Annotated in this window: 13 protein-coding genes; 9 read left to right on the plus strand and 4 right to left on the minus strand. The window is 58.2% G+C overall.

What is annotated here, in order from left to right; genetic code table 11:
- Nucleotides 1–62 precede the first annotated feature (62 nt).
- Complete coding sequence (locus tag QP990_RS02990) at nucleotides 63–2453, minus strand: glycogen/starch/alpha-glucan phosphorylase (protein ID WP_284798361.1); 2391 nt, start codon at nucleotides 2451–2453, stop codon at nucleotides 63–65.
- A gap of 100 nt (nucleotides 2454–2553) precedes the next feature.
- The gene (locus tag QP990_RS02995; protein WP_284798362.1) at nucleotides 2554–3759 is read right to left on the minus strand and encodes an amidohydrolase; all 1206 of its coding nucleotides are present in this window, start codon (nucleotides 3757–3759) and stop codon (nucleotides 2554–2556) included.
- A 36-nt stretch (nucleotides 3760–3795) separates the two neighbouring features.
- On the opposite strand from QP990_RS02995, the gene QP990_RS03000 reads away from it, so the two are divergent.
- Nucleotides 3796–4194 carry a hypothetical protein gene (locus QP990_RS03000; RefSeq protein ID WP_023021262.1) on the plus strand — a complete coding sequence of 133 codons (399 nt, stop codon included), beginning with the start codon at nucleotides 3796–3798 and terminating at the stop codon, nucleotides 4192–4194.
- On the opposite strand, the gene QP990_RS03005 is transcribed toward QP990_RS03000, so the two are convergent.
- Complete coding sequence (locus tag QP990_RS03005; RefSeq protein ID WP_284798363.1) at nucleotides 4191–5273, minus strand: glycerate kinase; 1083 nt, start codon at nucleotides 5271–5273, stop codon at nucleotides 4191–4193. The genes QP990_RS03000 and QP990_RS03005 overlap by 4 nt on opposite strands.
- A 198-nt stretch (nucleotides 5274–5471) precedes the next feature.
- Between QP990_RS03005 and gdhA the strand changes: the two genes are divergently transcribed.
- Both gdhA and QP990_RS03015 read left to right on the plus strand, forming a co-directional pair.
- Nucleotides 5472–6818, plus strand: a complete 1347-nt coding sequence (gene gdhA / locus QP990_RS03010; RefSeq protein WP_200288898.1) for an NADP-specific glutamate dehydrogenase — start codon at nucleotides 5472–5474, stop codon at nucleotides 6816–6818.
- 199 nt (nucleotides 6819–7017) lie between these two features.
- Nucleotides 7018–7776: a DivIVA domain-containing protein gene (locus QP990_RS03015; protein WP_023021265.1), complete on the plus strand. Its 759-nt coding sequence runs from the start codon at nucleotides 7018–7020 to the stop codon at nucleotides 7774–7776.
- Nucleotides 7777–7960: 184 nt separating this feature from the next.
- Here the strand turns inward: QP990_RS03015 and QP990_RS03020 are convergent, their stop codons facing one another.
- Nucleotides 7961–8608: a hypothetical protein gene (locus QP990_RS03020; RefSeq protein ID WP_023021266.1), complete on the minus strand. Its 648-nt coding sequence runs from the start codon at nucleotides 8606–8608 to the stop codon at nucleotides 7961–7963.
- 150 nt (nucleotides 8609–8758) lie between these two features.
- Here QP990_RS03020 and QP990_RS03025 point away from each other — a divergent pair, with 150 nt between their 5' ends.
- The 6 genes from QP990_RS03025 to smc all read left to right on the plus strand — a co-directional run bounded on the left by QP990_RS03025 (nucleotide 8759) and on the right by smc (nucleotide 16331).
- Entirely contained in the window at nucleotides 8759–9304 is a 546-nt protein-coding gene (locus tag QP990_RS03025; RefSeq protein ID WP_086587445.1) for a DUF177 domain-containing protein, read from the plus strand.
- Complete coding sequence (gene rnc, locus QP990_RS03030) at nucleotides 9301–10071, plus strand: ribonuclease III (RefSeq protein WP_200288899.1); 771 nt, start codon at nucleotides 9301–9303, stop codon at nucleotides 10069–10071. Before QP990_RS03025 ends, rnc begins: the two co-directional genes overlap by 4 nt.
- A gap of 2 nt (nucleotides 10072–10073) precedes the next feature.
- Entirely contained in the window at nucleotides 10074–10889 is an 816-nt protein-coding gene (gene mutM, locus QP990_RS03035) for a bifunctional DNA-formamidopyrimidine glycosylase/DNA-(apurinic or apyrimidinic site) lyase (protein WP_284798364.1), read from the plus strand.
- 53 nt (nucleotides 10890–10942) lie between these two features.
- Nucleotides 10943–12442 carry a sodium:alanine symporter family protein gene (locus tag QP990_RS03040; RefSeq protein WP_200288901.1) on the plus strand — a complete coding sequence of 500 codons (1500 nt, stop codon included), beginning with the start codon at nucleotides 10943–10945 and terminating at the stop codon, nucleotides 12440–12442.
- A gap of 31 nt (nucleotides 12443–12473) precedes the next feature.
- Complete coding sequence (locus tag QP990_RS03045; RefSeq protein WP_284798365.1) at nucleotides 12474–12743, plus strand: acylphosphatase; 270 nt, start codon at nucleotides 12474–12476, stop codon at nucleotides 12741–12743.
- A 78-nt stretch (nucleotides 12744–12821) separates the two neighbouring features.
- Entirely contained in the window at nucleotides 12822–16331 is a 3510-nt protein-coding gene (gene smc, locus QP990_RS03050) for a chromosome segregation protein SMC (RefSeq protein ID WP_284798366.1), read from the plus strand.

A 16331-nucleotide genomic window follows, 5' to 3' on the forward strand; every position in this document is an offset into this window, starting at 1 on the left:
GGCACACCGCCTTACCTAAAGGTCCTGCCCTTCGCCGTGGAAGCGAAGGGCAGGACCTTTTCTTAGCGCTGGGAAATCGGGGTCGGCTGGATCTTCCACACCTCGTTCGCGTAGTCCGCGATGGTTCGGTCCGAGGAGAAACGACCGGAATAACAGATATTTAGCCACGCCTTCTTTGCCCACGCAAGCTCGTCCTCTTTATACTCTGCGGCCATGCGGTCGCGGGTCTCGCGGTAGTCGGCGAAGTCACCTAGGACGTAGTACTGGTCTTGGGCGTGCTCCCCGAAGCCGTCGAGAAGCGAGGCGCGCAGATCGCCGAAGATACCGGCATTGTTTGCGCCCAGGGTGCTGTCGACAAGCGCATCCAGTACGCGGGCCAAGCCTGGCACGCTCTGGTAAAGCTCGCCCGGGTTGTACTCGGCGCGCAGCTGCGGCAACTCCTCATTGCGGGCGCCGAAGATATAAGCGTTGTCCTCGCCAACCGCCTCGACGATTTCTACGTTTGCTCCATCCATGGTGCCCAAGGTCAGTGCACCATTCATCATGAACTTCATATTGGACGTGCCGGAGGCTTCCTTGCCAGCCACAGAAATCTGCTCGGAGATATCAGCGGCCGGGATGATGTGCTCTGCGGGGGAGACGTTGTAGTTCTCCACAAAAACGACGCGGATGATGTCCTTGGTGTCCGGGTCGTTATTAACCAGGTCTGCGATGGTGTTGATGAGCTTAATAATCGCCTTGGCGCGGTCGTAGCCCGGCGCGGCCTTGGCACCAAAGATGAAAGTACGCTTCGGCACGGTTTCGCCCTCGTCCTTGATGCGGAAGTAGAGGTCAAGGACGTAGAGGGCGTTCATCAGCTGGCGCTTGTACTCGTGCAAGCGCTTAATCTGCACGTCAAAGATGGAATCAGGGTCGATTTCAGCGTCTTGGTGGTCGTTTACCCACTGCGCAAAGTCGCGCTTATTGGCCTGCTTGATGGCGATCAGTTCTCGTAGTAGGTCAGCATCGTCGGCCTTATCGGCGAGTCTGGCCAGCTGGGTGAGGTCAGTAACCCACGCATCGGAACCAGCCTGCTGGGTGAGCAGTTCTGCCAGGCGGGGGTTGCACATCTTCAGCCAGCGGCGCGGGGTGACGCCATTGGTCTTATTGTTGAATTTTTCTGGCCAGAGCTCATGCCATTCGGACAGCGTATCGGCCTTGATGATTTCGGTATGCAGGGCGGCGACACCGTTAATGGAGTAAGCGGCGTAGCAGGCGATCCAGGCCATGTGAACCTGTCCGTTGGACACCGGCGCCATGTAGTCAATGCGACCCTGATCCAGGCCGCGATGGGCCATATCTTCGCGGAAGCGGCGATCGATTTCTTCCACCAACTGCCAGATGCGCCAGAACAGCTTTTGGAAGATGGACACTTCCCAGCTCTCCAGTGCCTCTGCGAGCACGGTGTGGTTGGTGTAGGCGAAGGTCTCGGTGACGATTTTCCACGCCACATCCCAGCTCAGACCATGGTCATCGAGCAATATGCGCAAGAGCTCTGGGATGGCGAGCACTGGGTGAGTGTCATTGAGCTGGATGGAGTTGTACTGCGCAAAACCGGTGAGGTCCTCGCCGTGCTGGGCAATGTAGTTATCCACCATGGTTTGCAGGGATGCGGAGACAAAGAAGTACTGCTGGCGCACGCGCAATACCTTGCCCTCGTACGTGGTGTCATTGGGGTAGAGCACGCGGCAGATGTCCATAACACGCTCGCGCTCGACGATGGCCTCGGTAAAGCGCTGGGAGTTAAAGGCATCGTAATCGAAGTCATCGATGGGCTCGGACTTCCATAGGCGCAGGGTGCCTACGTTATCGGTCCCGTAGCCGGTGATAGGCATGTCATAGGGAATTGCGCGCACGTCCATGTCATCGAAGTGGACGCGGCGCTGTTCAGAGGCACGGCGAATGACAAAGTCATAGCCGTTTTCCATCCACGCATCTGGCTGTTCTTTCTGGAAGCCATTCTCAAAGGACTGTCGGAAAAGGCCGTAGCGGTAGAGAAGGCCATAGCCGGCTACGGGGTAGTCCTGAGTGACAGCGGAATCGAGGAAGCAGGCGGCAAGGCGTCCGAGGCCGCCGTTGCCGAGCGCGGCATCATGCTCGGCTTCGAGGACATCGCTCAGCTCGTGATCGGTTGCCTTGGCCGCGGTCTTGGCATCGTCAACAAGACCCAAGTTGGTGAGGTTATTGAGCAGCGCGCGTCCCTGCAGGAATTCCGCAGAGAAGTAGTGCTGTTGGCGCGTTTCCGCGTAGGCAGCACGGGTGCGCTCCCAATTATCGGCAATCTGCTCCATGACGGCACCGGAGAGGCCCGACCAGAACTTACGGTTGGAAGCGCTGTGCGGGCTCACGCCAGAGGCCGCGCGGACATGGGAGGGAACAGTGGATTCGAAAGCAGAATGCCGTGGCTGGCTCATTTTCAACCTTAAGTTTGTGGGGAGTCACGAAACGCCTGCCAGCTTAATAGCATTGGCCCTGCGCCGCAGGCGGGGGAATGAGAAGACGCGTCTCGGGCACCTAGGGCGTGGCCAAGTAGGTCAATGCCGCACCATATGCCGCCCGGGTGGAGGCATAAACAGTGGGGGCATAGTCAGGCAGGAAGGTTGCTTGGTGGTTGACCGGAGGATCCTGCAACTCATCTTCCGGGGTGCAGCCGATGTGCCAAAAGACATAAGGTACCTCCCACGCCTGCGGCAGGTAGCAAAAGTCCTCGGAGGCGGTGGAGGGGGCCGCGATGACTGAATCGGAGCCAAAAGCGGCGTCGAAAACCTCGCCTACTGGGGCATGGGCAGCGGCGTCATTATCGGTGACCTCGCCGTGGGCGTAGTACTCAAAAGTGGGGTCCTGCTCGCTTCCGGAGGCGACACACTCGGCCTTAACCATGCGTTCGAGGGAGTGATAGACCTTTTCTGCCAGCGCGGGATCATAGTAGCGAGTATTGAGTACCAGCTCGGCGGAGTCGGGGATGATGTTGTTTTTATCGCCGGAGTGAAGCTCGCCTACGGAGATGACAAAGAACTCGTGCGGGGCGACCTCGCGGCCCACAATGGCTTGGAGGCGGGTGACGATCATAGCCGCGATGTAGGTCGGGTCGATGGAGTTATGGGGCATGGAGGCGTGGGCGGATTTGCCAAAGATGCGGATACGCAGGGAGTCGCATCCGGCCATGATCGGGCCGGCGGTGTGGCGAACCGTGCCGGCGCGGCCGGGCATGATGTGCTGGCCAAGGCAAATATCGGGGCGCGGGACGCGGTCGATGAGGTTATCAGCCAGCATGAATTTAGCCCCCATGGAGGACTCTTCGGCCGGTTGGAAAAGGGCGAGGAAGGTGCCGGACCAGGTGGTTCGGGAGGCGTCGAGAAGCGCGCAGGCACCTAGCAGCGCGGTGGTGTGCATGTCGTGTCCGCAGGCGTGCATATTTCCATTGGCAGCGGAATAGGAAACACCGGTGGCCTCCTCTACCGGCAGACCATCGAAATCCGCGCGCAGCAAAGCGGTGGGTCCATCGCCATTGCGGAAGATGGCGACCATCCCATAACCCCCGATGTTCTCTACTACCTCGCAGTCAAAATCGGCGAGCTTGGCGCGGATGCGACCGGCGGTTCGCTCTTCCTCGTGGGAAAGCTCGGGGTGGCGGTGCAGGTCCTCATAAAAGTCCTGCTGCCATTCCAGATCGGCCTGCTGGGAAGTGACGAGCTGGGCGATGCGGGCAGAATCAGACATGGTTTCACACCTTAGGAATTGGGTAGGGTTAGCGCTATGCCGGTTATTCAATTTGATGTTTTGGTTCCCAACGCACAAGCAGAGCGCGTCGCGGATATCTTTACCACTGCCACCGACAAGTTGGTAGAAAGCGGTTCATTAGCCTCCGCTGAGGTTACTCGCCCCGATGCGCCGCAGTTTCCAGAGGGGTTGGAAGAACAGCTGCGGCAAAATTATCGCGATGAGCATGAGGACCGCGACCTTGAGGACGCGAGCGTGTACCGCTACGACATTGCGGTGACAGGGGTGAGCGGCTCGGTTAACCAACTAGGCATGGTGCTCTCGCGCCTTCTTACCCCGCATGCAGTGCTGCCGAAAGACCACGTCTTGTTGGAAGATGAGCTGGCGCATGAGCAGCCAGCTATCTTCCCGTGGTCGCTGTCTATCCGGCCTTAGAGCTGCTTGACGATGTCCCTGGCGGCCGCCGCCAGCTGTTGCGCCAGGGGGCCTTCTTGGCTAAGCGATGCGCAGTAGGCGTCCGTTCCATGCTCGAAAGAACCGGCGATGATGCCCATGGGCGTGCCTGCGTCCCGGGCGAGAGCCGCAATGGTTCCGACGGCCTTTCCAGTCAAAGATTGCTCGTCAAACCTGCCCTCGCCGGTGATGACGAGATCGGCGGAGGATATTTTTTCTGGCAGCCCGAGTGCAGTGGCGACATGTGCGCCGCCGGACAAGACGCGAACATGCTCATCTGAGCCCCAGAGTGTGCGAGAAAGCCAGTGCAGGCCGATGGGAAGGCCACCCGCGGCACCGAAATATTCGGAGTCCGCATCGGCGCCGGTGACTTCGCATGTTTGCAACATGGCACCGGCCAGCAGGGCTACCTGCTCGCCTTGCGCTCCTTTTTGGGGGCCGTACATGGTTGCCGCCTGTACTGGAGTAGCGCGGGTATCTGCCAGCAATGTGAAATCAAGCATGCCCGCCTTGATATTGAGCTGCGCGGTGTCAATGTGATCGAGCTGAACTAGGGGAGCGCCGCCCTTGGGCAGGGCGTAGCCGCGGGCGTCGTGCGCGGCAGCGCCGAGCGCGGTAAGGATGCCCATACCGGCGTCGATGCTGGCAGTTCCTCCCAATCCGAGCACAATCGAGGTGGCGCCGCGTGTTTCTGCATCCGCAATCAGCACGCCGGTGCCATAAGAATCGGCGTGCAGCGGATCAAGGCTGTCCTGCACTGCGGACAGGCCGGTGGCAGAGGCGACGTCGATAAACGCAGTGGTTCCGGCCAGAGCATAGCTTGCCTGAGTCAAGCGGCCTATGGCGTCGGTGGTAGGCAGGGTGATGTTTTCGACGGATTGTCCGCCGGCTGCGGCCGCTTGTGCGAGGACGGCGGCGGTTCCCTCGCCACCATCGGCCATGGGCAGGGTGGTAACCGTGGCCTCGGGAAGAACCTGGCGCACCCCCATAGCAATGGCTGCTGCGGCCTCGGGCGCGGAGGCGGTGCCTTTAAACGAGTCTGGCGCGACGACAATATGCATGCCCGTGATTATAAAGCCCGCCTGCGAAAGGAGTCTGTGCGGCTGAAGATCCGAACGTTCTACAGAAAATATTTTACTTTATTGTCGCTGGTAAAGACGGTTCGGATCTATGCAAGGTCTAGAAACTGCTTGCTTTATCGGTAGTTTGATAGGAAACTGGTATCTGTTCTTATACGTCCACAGAATGGAATGCACGCCATGTCAGTAGATAGCCAAATTTCTGAGTACTACGACAAATTGCTCAAGCGCAATGCGGGAGAACCAGAATTCCACCAAGCGGTTTCTGAGGTTCTGGACTCGCTGAAGATTGTCCTAGAAAAAGACCCGCAGTACGCGGACTACGGCTTGGTGGAGCGTCTCTGTGAACCTGAGCGCCAGCTCATCTTCCGCGTGCCGTGGATCGATGACAATGGTGATATCCAAGTCAATCGCGGTTTTCGCGTCCAGTTCAATTCTGCGCTCGGCCCCTACAAGGGCGGACTGCGTTTCCATCCTTCGGTCAACCTGGGCATCATTAAGTTCCTCGGTTTTGAGCAGATCTTCAAAAATTCCCTGACCGGCCTGCCCATTGGCGGTGGCAAGGGCGGTTCTGACTTTGATCCCAAGGGCAGGTCCGAGGTGGAAATCATGCGCTTCTGCCAGTCTTTTATGACGGAGTTGCACCGCCACATCGGAGAATACCGCGATGTTCCAGCTGGTGATATTGGCGTCGGCGGCCGCGAGATCGGCTTCCTCTTTGGTCAGTACCGCCGCCTGACTACCCAGCATGAATCCGGTGTCCTTACTGGCAAAGGCCTGACCTGGGGCGGTTCCCTGGTTCGTACCGAGGCCACAGGCTTTGGCACGGTCTATTTCACCAATGAAATGATGAAGACCCATGGCGAGTCCTTTGATGGTGCCAAGGTCATTGTCTCTGGCTCTGGCAATGTTGCCATCTACGCCGCAGCGAAGGCCCAAGAACTGGGCGCCACCGTGGTGGCCATGTCCGATTCCTCCGGCTATATCACCACCCCACAAGGCGTGGACATCGAGCTTCTCAAGAACGTCAAAGAAACTCGTCGTGAGCGTATTTCCACTTATGCACAAGAGGCTGGCAGCGGCGTGGAATTTCATGAGGGCGGAAATATCTGGGAAGTAGGGGCGGACGTGGCACTGCCGTGTGCTACCCAAAATGAGCTGGACGGCGACTCGGCCAAAAAGCTTGTGGAAGGCGGCGTGCGCTACGTGGCCGAAGGTGCCAATATGCCGTCCACCCCGGAGGCCGTCCACATATTCCAAGAATCCAAGATCAACTTCGCGCCGGGCAAGGCCGCTAATGCTGGTGGTGTTGCTACCTCCGCGCTGGAAATGCAGCAAAATGCGTCCCGTGATTCTTGGTCCTTTGACTACACCGATGACCGCCTCCACGCGATCATGTCTAATATCTTTAAAAACATCGACAACACGGCGAAGGAATACGACCGCGAAGGCGATTACGTAGCCGGCGCAAATATCGCCGGCTTCAAGAAGGTAGCGGATGCCATGCTGGCACAGGGCGTCATCTAAAAATCGGCCTTTATTCAAGCTCCCCTTTTGCGCCACAGAGCGTGGCGGTAAAAGGGGCGCTTGTTTTTGTATATGCGTGCCATAAATTCTGTATGTGTGGGCGCGGACTGGCAAGACCGGTTGTGGAAGTAAAATCTGCAGTACACACTCGGTGCGTGGCCTCCACGCATGGCGGGTGAGGGTATGTAAAATTCGCGGTATGTACCGTGTCTTTGAGTCTCTAGATGAATTAGTTCAGCACTTGGAGGGGGCCCATGGCTTCCCCATGACCTCTAATTGCGTAGTTCCGCGCCATGAAATGCTCGCGCTTCTCGACGACCTCCGTAACGCGCTGCCCGTTGAGATTGATGACGCGCAGGATGTGTTGGATAAGCAGGATGAAATCCTGCACGGCGCTGAGGAGCGCGCGGACCAAACCATCAATGATGCTAATGCTCAAGCAGATGACATTGTGGGCCACGCACGCGAAGAGGCGGATGCCACGGTGTCCCATGCAGAGCAGCATGCCGCCAAGCTGGTGGCTGATGCTGAAGCTCGCGCTCAGTCCATGGTGGAGCAGGCCCGCGCGGAAGCAGACCGTACTATCGCTCAGGCGAATGATGAATATGAGCGTTCCGTCGCTGAAGGCCGCGCAGAGCAAGAGCGTCTGGTTTCGGAATCAGAAGTTGTTCGCCGCGCCGATGAAGAAGCACATCGCATTGTGGAATCCGCCCACACCGAATCTAACCGTCTGCGCAGTGAATGCGATGAATTTGTGGATGGCAAGCTAAGCGAATTTGAAACCACCCTTAATGGTCTGCTGCGTACAGTAAACTCCGACCGCTCTGCCCTGCGCGGCGGCGCCGGAGTGCGCTCCCGTGGCGGCGACTATTCGGCTCCGGGACGCGCCGGCGGCGCCGCAAGCAACACACGTTACGCGGAAGGCGAGACCTATGAGCGCCGCTATAACGAGCGCTAAAACTTTAGTTTCTTTATCGGCCTTAAGCTCTATGGTTCGGTGCACACCGGGCCGTAGAGTAAGGGGCTAGGAAAGACCTATGCACTAGGCACGGCCAAAGGCCCTATTTGGTGAGCAGGCGGTTCGTCGTACACCGTCTACTCACCAAATAGGGCCTTTATTCATCGCCGCTGGTCTGAGTAAATTAGGTGGTGGCACGAGTGCGAGGTTGCTTAGCGGCAATGGCCTTTCCTTTTTCATGGGGAGTAGGCGTTATGTGGGTGTGTAGGGGAACGGAGATGTCTTCCTGCTGCGGGAGAAGGTGTGCAGGCGCGGCGGATTGGACGGCCATGCATGCTGCAATAATCGCGGTTACCAAGCCTGGAAAAAGGAACGCAACGAGTGCAGTGAAGAAATAGGAAGACAATGATGTCAAGGGATTATCACTGAAATTTTGTGGAAAGCACACGGCACACACGCTAAGGAGCGCACCGGTAGCTAGCACCATCGTGCCCACAGAAATGAGCGCGGTAGGAATGGTCGCGCGGGAGAACCAAGTAATAGCACCTGCGCTTAGGGAAAAGATGAGCGCGCCGGTAAGGACCGAAAGGTCCATGCCGGTGGGCAATACTAAAATGGCACCGGCTACCAAACCGGCAACGACGCTACAGATGAGTGCGGTAAAGAGGCGAATGCCACGCGCGCCGTACATGCCTGAACGGTCCGGGCGTGGAGTGGCGTGAACGAGCATACCGGCAGTAGCTAACACCGCAGCGGGAAGACAGCTAAACACGGTGAAACCGAGCGCTATGCTGCGTAGATCCGTGGAGGCTAGTGCCAAGTGGTAGGTCATGCTTCCAGACTAAGGACGGCTTTCGTTCGGGAAAAGGCTAATCCGCAAAGGCATATGTCCTTTTACATTAAACGCCAGATTCTTGACAGAAACTTTCCTCGCGCGGGCCGCTAGGCGGAGTTTGCGGGGCAAGGTAGACTACCTAGTGTTATGACATCACCATTGAAGTTCGATGTGGGCGAATTGTTGAACGCCCAAGGCGCTGACGCACTGCCGGAACAACGCACCCAAACCGGCCCCTCACCTGAGAGGATCGGCGTGGAGATGATCGCCATCCCGCAGGGCGAAGAGCTCACCGTAGACGCTACCTTGACCCCTCTTGGTGCAGGTGTCTTAGTGGATGCCAACGTATCCGGACAGCTGACCGGGGAATGCGCTCGCTGCTTGAAGGAATTGCACCCACAGTTGGACTTGCACGTCACACAGGTCTTTGCAGCCGACGAATCCTTTGTCTCGGGAGATACCCCTTCAGACGGTGACGAAGGATCCGGAGATGAGATTCCAGAGATTGAAGATGATGAGCTGGATCTCTTGCAGGCCGTGATCGATGAGGCAGGCCTTAATCTTCCCTTTGCCCCAGTATGCGAAGATGGCTGCGAGATTGACACGCCTGAGGGCGTAACCACGGGTATCTCTGGCGAAAAGGATGAAGAAAAGGTCGATCCCCGCTGGGCTGGTTTGGAGAAGTTCCTATGAGCCGCAAGAAGAAGCTAACTGGGGAAGAGGCACTGGCTGCCGAGTTCGCTGCAGTAGACCATTCCCCGTTGTTGGAATCGCTCGGTGTGGAATTGCAACCAGAGCACCTGTGCCTAGCATTGACCCACCGTTCATTTGCTAATGAAAATGGGCACTTGCCAAACAACGAGCGCTTGGAGTTCTTGGGCGATGCGGTGCTGGGCCTTTCGGTAGCCTCTCAGCTCTACATCACCTACCCGTCCCGTCCGGAATCGGATATTTCCAAGATGCGCGCATCGATTGTCTCGCGCTACGGCCTGTCTGATATCGCCCGGGAAATAAACCTAGGACCGCACATTTTGTTGGGTAAGGGCGAGCAGTCCACTGGTGGCCGCGATAAAGATTCCATTCTTGCGGATACCACTGAGGCAATCTTTGGTGCCATTTACCGCGAGCATGGTTTTGAAACGGCGCGTGACGTCATCTTGCGCTTATTTGCGGAAAAGATCGAAAATGCGACTGTGAGCGGGCGCCACTTGGATTGGAAGACCTCTTTGCAGGAGCTGTGCGCGGAGCTAAAGGCGCCGATGCCGGTTTATTCGGCTACTTCCACCGGACCAGAGCATGACCAGACCTTTAATGCAGTAGCTACTGTGGCTGGTCTGACCGTAGGAAATGGTGTGGGCCACAATAAAAAGTTGGCCGAGCAGCAGGCAGCTCAGGAGGCCTGCCAGACCCTGCGCGAAACTCCGCTTTTGGTGCAAGGCACTGCACATAAAGAGGGCTGAGCATGCCGGAATTGCCGGAAGTCGAGTCCGTCCGCCGTGGCCTTGCACCACACGTGGTGGGACGGACTTTTGAGTCTGTAGAGGTGTTACACCCGCGTTCCAATCGTGGCCAAGATGAGCCGCTTTCCGGTCTCCTTGAGGGCAAAGAGATCTCTGCGGTGGCCAGGCGCGGGAAGTTTATGTGGCTGGAATTTGTGGGCGAAGATGCCATGGACCCCCACCGTGACGTCCTCTTTATCCACCTAGGTATGTCGGGTCAGATCCGAATAGGTGCCACCGAATCTTCGCACCTTCGCATTACCGCCCAGCTGAGCGGTGGGGTAGAGGTGTGCTTTGTTGACCAGCGCACCTTTGGGTATTGGTTGTATGCGCCGTGGGACAAGATTGCGCACATTGGCATTGACCCGCTGGAACCGGATTTCGATAGTGCGGCTACAGCACGGCGCCTGCGTGCGAAGAGGACCGCAGTGAAGACCGCGCTTTTGGATCAAACGCTGACCTCTGGAATCGGCAATATTTACGCTGATGAATCCCTGTGGGACGCGCAAATCTCACCCCGCAAGAAAGCTTCGACCTTGCGGCAAAAAGATGCTGTTGCTCTGCTTGCAGCAGCTCAGGAGGTCATGACAGCGGCCCTAAAAGTGGGTGGCACGAGTTTTGATTCCCTGTACGTAAATGTGAACGGCGAATCGGGGTATTTTTCGCGTTCCTTGGCCGCGTATGGGCGTGCTGGCCAGCCCTGTCTGCGGTGTGAAACGCCCTTGGAGCGCTGCATAATTTCAGGGCGGTCCACCCATTTTTGCCCCCATTGTCAATAATTTATGGCGTATGGGGTTCACGTTGTGAACCTTAAGGCAGTAAATTATTCTGCATGGATTTTCTTGAAAATGTCGTAACGACATTTAATGACGGCGTGTGGTCGTGGATTTTGCCGTGGCTGCTGATTGCTGCGGGCCTATTCTTCGGCATCCGTACTGCTTTGGTGCAAGTGCGCATGGTGCCGGATATGTTCCGCGCCGTCGTCGAGCGCCCCAAGGGGGAGGGCCGCGATGAGGACGAAGACTATGGCGGAATCTCCGCGTTTAAGGCCTTCACCATTTCAGCTGCTTCCCGCGTTGGCACCGGTAACGTTGCCGGCGTGGCAGTGGCCATTTCCGTTGGCGGCCCAGGTGCCGTCTTCTGGATGTGGCTGATTGCCATCCTGGGTGGCGCTACTGCGTTCATCGAGTCAACCTTGGCCCAGCTGTGGAAGGTCCGCGATGGCAATGGGTACCGCGGTGGTCCGGCGTATTATATGAAGCGCGGTTTGGGGTGGGGACCGCTCGGCGTGCTTTTCTCCATCGCCATCGCCTTTACCTTTGGCTTGGTATATAACGCCTTCCAGACCAACGCCATTGCGGATGCGGTGTCCTTTTCCTTTGACCGCGATGACACGATGTTCCGCTCCATTATCGGCATTGTTATCGCCGTGGTTGCGGGTCTTATCATCTTTGGCGGTGTGAACCGCATTGCCAATATCACCCAGGTCATCGTGCCATTTATGGCGGTGGCTTACCTGCTCATCGGTGGTTTTGTCGTCATTACCAATTTTGACAAGGTACCGGGAATGATTGGCGATATCGTCGGTCACGCCCTAGGAATCAAGGAAATTGCGGGAGCCGGTCTTGGCGCGGCCATGATGAAGGGTATTCAGCGCGGTCTGTTTTCAAATGAGGCCGGCGAAGGCTCTGCCCCTAACGCGGCGGCAACTGCGGCCGTATCTCACCCAGTCAAGCAAGGCTTGGTGCAGACCCTCGGCGTGTACTTTGACACCTTGGTGGTATGTACCATCACTGCTTTCATTATCTTGCTGGGACCAGAGATTGCCTATGGTGCAGAAGCAGAAGGCGTGTCCTTGACCCAGGCAGCCCTATCTTCTGAGGTGGGCGAGTGGGGAATCCACTTCGTCAGCTTTATCCTCTTCTTCCTGGCCTTCTCTTCCATCCTGGGCAATTACTACTTGGCGGAGTCTAACCTGGAGTACCTCACCCAGAGCAAGCCTGCGCTGGTGATTTTCCGCCTCGTCGTACTTTTCTTTGTCTGGTTCGGTGCGGTGGGCTCCTTGCCGCTGGTCTTTGCCTTGGCCGATACCGGCGCGGCAACCATGGTTATCCTCAATATCCTCGCCATCGTGCCGCTATCCGGGGTGGCCATCAAACTGCTCAAGAACTACAACGAGCAGCGCAGCCATGGCATTGACCCGGTATTCCACCGCGATATGCTGCCGGAGCTTAAAGGCGTGGAGTGCTGGGACGGCTCCGACCCCGTCACTCGTCGCAGCGAAGAGGACCGCCGCGTCCTGCGCGATAAGGGTCAACAAGATCACTACTAGGAGCTAGGGAGGCCGCTTGACCAGGGAAAGAATGACCGCTTTTGTCCACGGGCACGTCCAAGGCGTGGGCTTTCGATGGTGGACGCGCTCCCGTGCCCTCGAGCTCGGCTTGAAGGGGCATGCTACTAATTTGGCCGACGGTCGGGTTCAGGTTGTAGCCGAGGGACCGCGGGAGAAATGTGAGGAGTTGCTAGGACTCCTCAAAGAACAGCCCAGTATGACTCGCCGGCCAGGAACGGTGGACCTAGTAGTCGAGCAATGGGCTGCCCCCAAGGGAGAGTCTGGCTTCATTGAACGCTGATGCATAGCACATGCCCGCAGTTTCGAGCCTTGAGGCTCGGCTGGGCAGGCGTGCTCTAAGCTTGCTAAACTAACCCAAATGCACCTGAAATCGCTGACGCTCAAAGGCTTTAAATCATTTGCGTCGGCGACGTCTCTGAAATTTGAGCCGGGCATTTGCGCTGTTGTCGGACCGAATGGTTCCGGCAAGTCCAATGTGGTCGATGCGCTAGCTTGGGTCATGGGCGAGGGAAGCGCCAAGACGCTGCGTGGCGGAAAGATGCAAGACGTCATCTTTGCCGGCGCCGGCGACCGCAAGGCTTTGGGGCGCGCCGAGGTAACCCTCACCATCGATAATGCGGACGGCGCGCTGCCGATCGAGTATTCGGAAGTTTCGGTCACCCGCCGAATGTTCCGTGACGGTGCCAGCGAATACGAAATCAATGGCGCCAAGGCGCGCCTTATGGATATTCAGGAGCTGCTCTCTGATTCGGGTATTGGCCGCGAGATGCACATTATCGTCGGCCAAGGCAAGCTTTCTGAAATCCTCGAATCGCGGCCCGAAGATCGGCGCTCCTATATCGAAGAGGCAGCGGGTGTGCTCAAGCACCGCCGCCGCAAGGAAAAAGCGCAGCGAAAGCTCACTGGCATGCAGGCCAATTTGGATCGCCTGCAGGACCTTACGGATGAGCTAGGAAAGCAGCTTAAGCCTTTGGCCCGCCAGGCCGAGGCCGCGCAGCGTGCGGCCACGGTGCAAGCTGATCTGCGCGATGCCCGCCTGCGCTTAGCCGGCGATAGGGTAGTGCGGCTGCGCAGCAAGTTTCAGGAGGCCGAGCGCACGGCCGAAGTTCTCGCCGAGCAGGTTGAAGAAGTTACGGCGCAGCTGGAAGAAGCGACAGGCTCCCAGCTAGAGGTAGAAGCCCAACTAGAAGAAATAAGCCCCAAGGCAGATGCCGCCCAAAAACTGTGGTTCGATCTGTCTACGCTTTCTGAGCGCATTTCCGCCACGCAGCGCATCGCGGAAGAGCGAGCGGCCAATGCTGGTGCGCAGGTGGCTTATTCTGGCCAAGATCCGGAGGACCTAGAGGCACGGGCCACCCGTGCAGATGAGGAGCATGCGGAGCTTCTCGCCGCGGCGGAAGAAGCTGCAGAACGCCTGGAAGCGATCCGCGAAGAGGTAGCAGAGCGCCGCGAAGCCTTCGAGGCGGCCGAGCGCGAACACATGGCCCAGCTGCGCGCCATTGCTGATAGGCGCGAGGGCGTAGTCCGCCTTATCGCGGCGGAGGAAAAGGCGGCAGGCCAGGTTACTTCGGCGGAAGAGGAGCTAGCGCGGCAAGAAGAAACCCTTGCTTCTACCAGTCAGCGCACTCAATCTGCCCAGGCAGAGGCGGATGAGGTGGCGGATAAACTGCAATCTTTGGCTGGCGAGCGCGAGCCGCTCGAGGAGGCACATGTGCGCGCGGCCAGTGAATCGGGTGCGGCTGATAAGCGCTTGGAACAGCTGCGCGATGAGCAGCGCGAACGCGAGCGCGCCGTGTACACGTTGCGCTCCCGCATCGATACCTTGGCCCAGACCGCACCAGAAAAAATCGATGTAGGTGAGCAGTTCCAGCCGCTGGCCACATTCATCAGCACCTCATATGAGACAGCGGTTGCTGCCGCATTGGGCGCCTTCGCTGAGGCTCAGGCCGGCGAGATTTCCGTTCAGCTCATTGCGGACCTGGAAAAAGGTACGCGTTCCGCGCTTATCGATGTCTCCGTGGCCGCCCCCGCCACTTCCTGGCGCGTGGATGCAACTTTGCCCACCGGAACCTCGTGGTTGCTCGACCACATTGCTGTGGTTCCGGAGGTATCCGCCGCGCTGCACCGCCTCCTTGCGGATGTCGTGCTCGTTCCCGATTTCGCGGCGGCGAAAAAATTGGTGGCAGAGGATCCTCGCCTGCGCGCCGTTACCGAATCGGGCGTGGTGCTGGGCGAAGGTTGGGTAGAAGTAGGCACCGGTGCCTCGTCTACCGTAGAGGTCACCGCTCGCATCGCAGAGGCAGAGGAACAGCTGGAATCTGCGACGCAGGAGCTAGAAGAGCTATCCGGCACGCTTGAAGGTGCAAAGATTGCAGCAGAAGATGCCCGCGTGACCGCCGCTTCGGCGAAGGCTGCTTTGCGCGAACACGATACCGAGGTTGACGCGTGGAAGCGTGATCATCAGCGCCTGCTTAAGCAATACGAGGCCAATAAATCGGAACACGAAAAGGCCGCTGCGCGGGCGACCGAGATTGAGGTAAAGATCGCAGAAGCCCGCAAGCAGCTTGCCGACGCCCGCGATAGGCTCGCCCGCGTCGATGCGGACGAGCAGCCAGATGAGCCTTCTTCGGCGGAACGTGACGAGGCTTCGGCCGCATTAGAGCAGGTTAAGTCGATGGAGATGGAGGCGCAGGTTGCAGCCCGCTCTGCTCAAGACCAAGTGGGTCAGGTAGCGGGGAAGGGCGAGGCATTGCGTCGCCAAGCGCAGCATGAGCGCCAAGCCAAGGCTCGCCATGAGCAGGCCATGGCCCGGCGCAAAGCCCAAGGGGAATTGGCCGGTGCAGTGGCAAGGCATTCGCGTGATTTGGCCGCGCGCGCCACGCAATTGCTAGAGCGCGCCACCGCTGAGCGCGATGACTACTTTGCGCAGCGCACCTCCTTGAACGCGCAGTTGCAACAGGTAAAACAGCAAGTCTCGGCCGCGCGACAGCAGCTGGACCGGTTGACCAACCGCGCTCATGACTCAGAAATTGCTCGCTCGCAGGCACAGGTGCGCGTCGATGAAGCAGAAGCCAAGATTGTGGAGCAGCTCGGCATTGCGATTTCGGACCTTTTGCAGGACTACACCCCAGGCGAGGATTTCGATCGCGGGGCGGAAAATGCGCGCCTGAAGCAAGCAGAAAAGGACTTGAATTCTTTGGGCAAGGTTAATCCACTTGCGTTGGAAGAATATAAGGCTTTGGAGGAGCGTTATTCCTTCCTGTCCACCCAGCTGGAAGATGTCATCCAAGCCCGCAAGGATCTTGCCGGGGTTATTGAGGACGTGGATGCGCAGATTTTACAGCTTTTCACCGATGCCTGGCATGACGTGGAAGCGGAATTCCCCAAGGTCTTCCAGACCCTTTTCCCTGGTGGCGAGGGCCGCCTCATCCTCACGGAGCCGGAGGACATGCTTACCACCGGCATCGAGGTGGAAGCGCGCCCACCGGGCAAGAAGGTCAAGCGCCTGTCCTTGCTTTCTGGTGGTGAGAAGTCGCTCACCGCGCTGGCAATGCTGGTAGCAATCTTCCGCGCCCGCCCCAGCCCGTTCTACGTCATGGATGAGGTTGAGGCAGCGCTTGATGATGTCAACCTGCGCCGCCTCATTGCCCTTTTTGAAGAGTTGCGCAAGGATTCGCAGCTTATCGTCATTACGCACCAAAAGCCGACGATGGATGTAGCTAACGTGCTGTATGGCGTGACCATGCGCGGCGACGGTATCACCCGTGTTATTTCGCAGCGCATGAATCCCGCAGGTAGTGCCCCTGGAACAGAGCAAGCCAGCGAGGACGCTACCCGCCTGGGCGTTGATGCTCCACGGGGCGACTAG

Source organism: Corynebacterium sp. MSK071 (assembly GCF_030232125.1).
Lineage (GTDB): Bacteria > Actinomycetota > Actinomycetes > Mycobacteriales > Mycobacteriaceae > Corynebacterium > Corynebacterium kefirresidentii.

What these genes read in the sequence shown, in the direction of transcription:
- QP990_RS03025 (WP_086587445.1), top strand. Translation starts at nt 8,759, where the DNA reads ATGACATCACCATTGAAGTTCGATGTGGGCGAATTGTTGAACGCCCAA.
- smc (WP_284798366.1), top strand. Translation starts at nt 12,822, where the DNA reads ATGCACCTGAAATCGCTGACGCTCAAAGGCTTTAAATCATTTGCGTCG.
- QP990_RS03040 (WP_200288901.1), top strand. Translation starts at nt 10,943, where the DNA reads ATGGATTTTCTTGAAAATGTCGTAACGACATTTAATGACGGCGTGTGG.
- QP990_RS02990 (WP_284798361.1), bottom strand. Translation starts at nt 2,453, where the DNA reads ATGAGCCAGCCACGGCATTCTGCTTTCGAATCCACTGTTCCCTCCCAT.
- QP990_RS03015 (WP_023021265.1), top strand. Translation starts at nt 7,018, where the DNA reads ATGTACCGTGTCTTTGAGTCTCTAGATGAATTAGTTCAGCACTTGGAG.
- mutM (WP_284798364.1), top strand. Translation starts at nt 10,074, where the DNA reads ATGCCGGAATTGCCGGAAGTCGAGTCCGTCCGCCGTGGCCTTGCACCA.
- QP990_RS03000 (WP_023021262.1), top strand. Translation starts at nt 3,796, where the DNA reads ATGCCGGTTATTCAATTTGATGTTTTGGTTCCCAACGCACAAGCAGAG.
- QP990_RS02995 (WP_284798362.1), bottom strand. Translation starts at nt 3,759, where the DNA reads ATGTCTGATTCTGCCCGCATCGCCCAGCTCGTCACTTCCCAGCAGGCC.
- gdhA (WP_200288898.1), top strand. Translation starts at nt 5,472, where the DNA reads ATGTCAGTAGATAGCCAAATTTCTGAGTACTACGACAAATTGCTCAAG.
- rnc (WP_200288899.1), top strand. Translation starts at nt 9,301, where the DNA reads ATGAGCCGCAAGAAGAAGCTAACTGGGGAAGAGGCACTGGCTGCCGAG.
- QP990_RS03045 (WP_284798365.1), top strand. Translation starts at nt 12,474, where the DNA reads ATGACCGCTTTTGTCCACGGGCACGTCCAAGGCGTGGGCTTTCGATGG.
- QP990_RS03020 (WP_023021266.1), bottom strand. Translation starts at nt 8,608, where the DNA reads ATGACCTACCACTTGGCACTAGCCTCCACGGATCTACGCAGCATAGCG.
- QP990_RS03005 (WP_284798363.1), bottom strand. Translation starts at nt 5,273, where the DNA reads ATGCATATTGTCGTCGCGCCAGACTCGTTTAAAGGCACCGCCTCCGCG.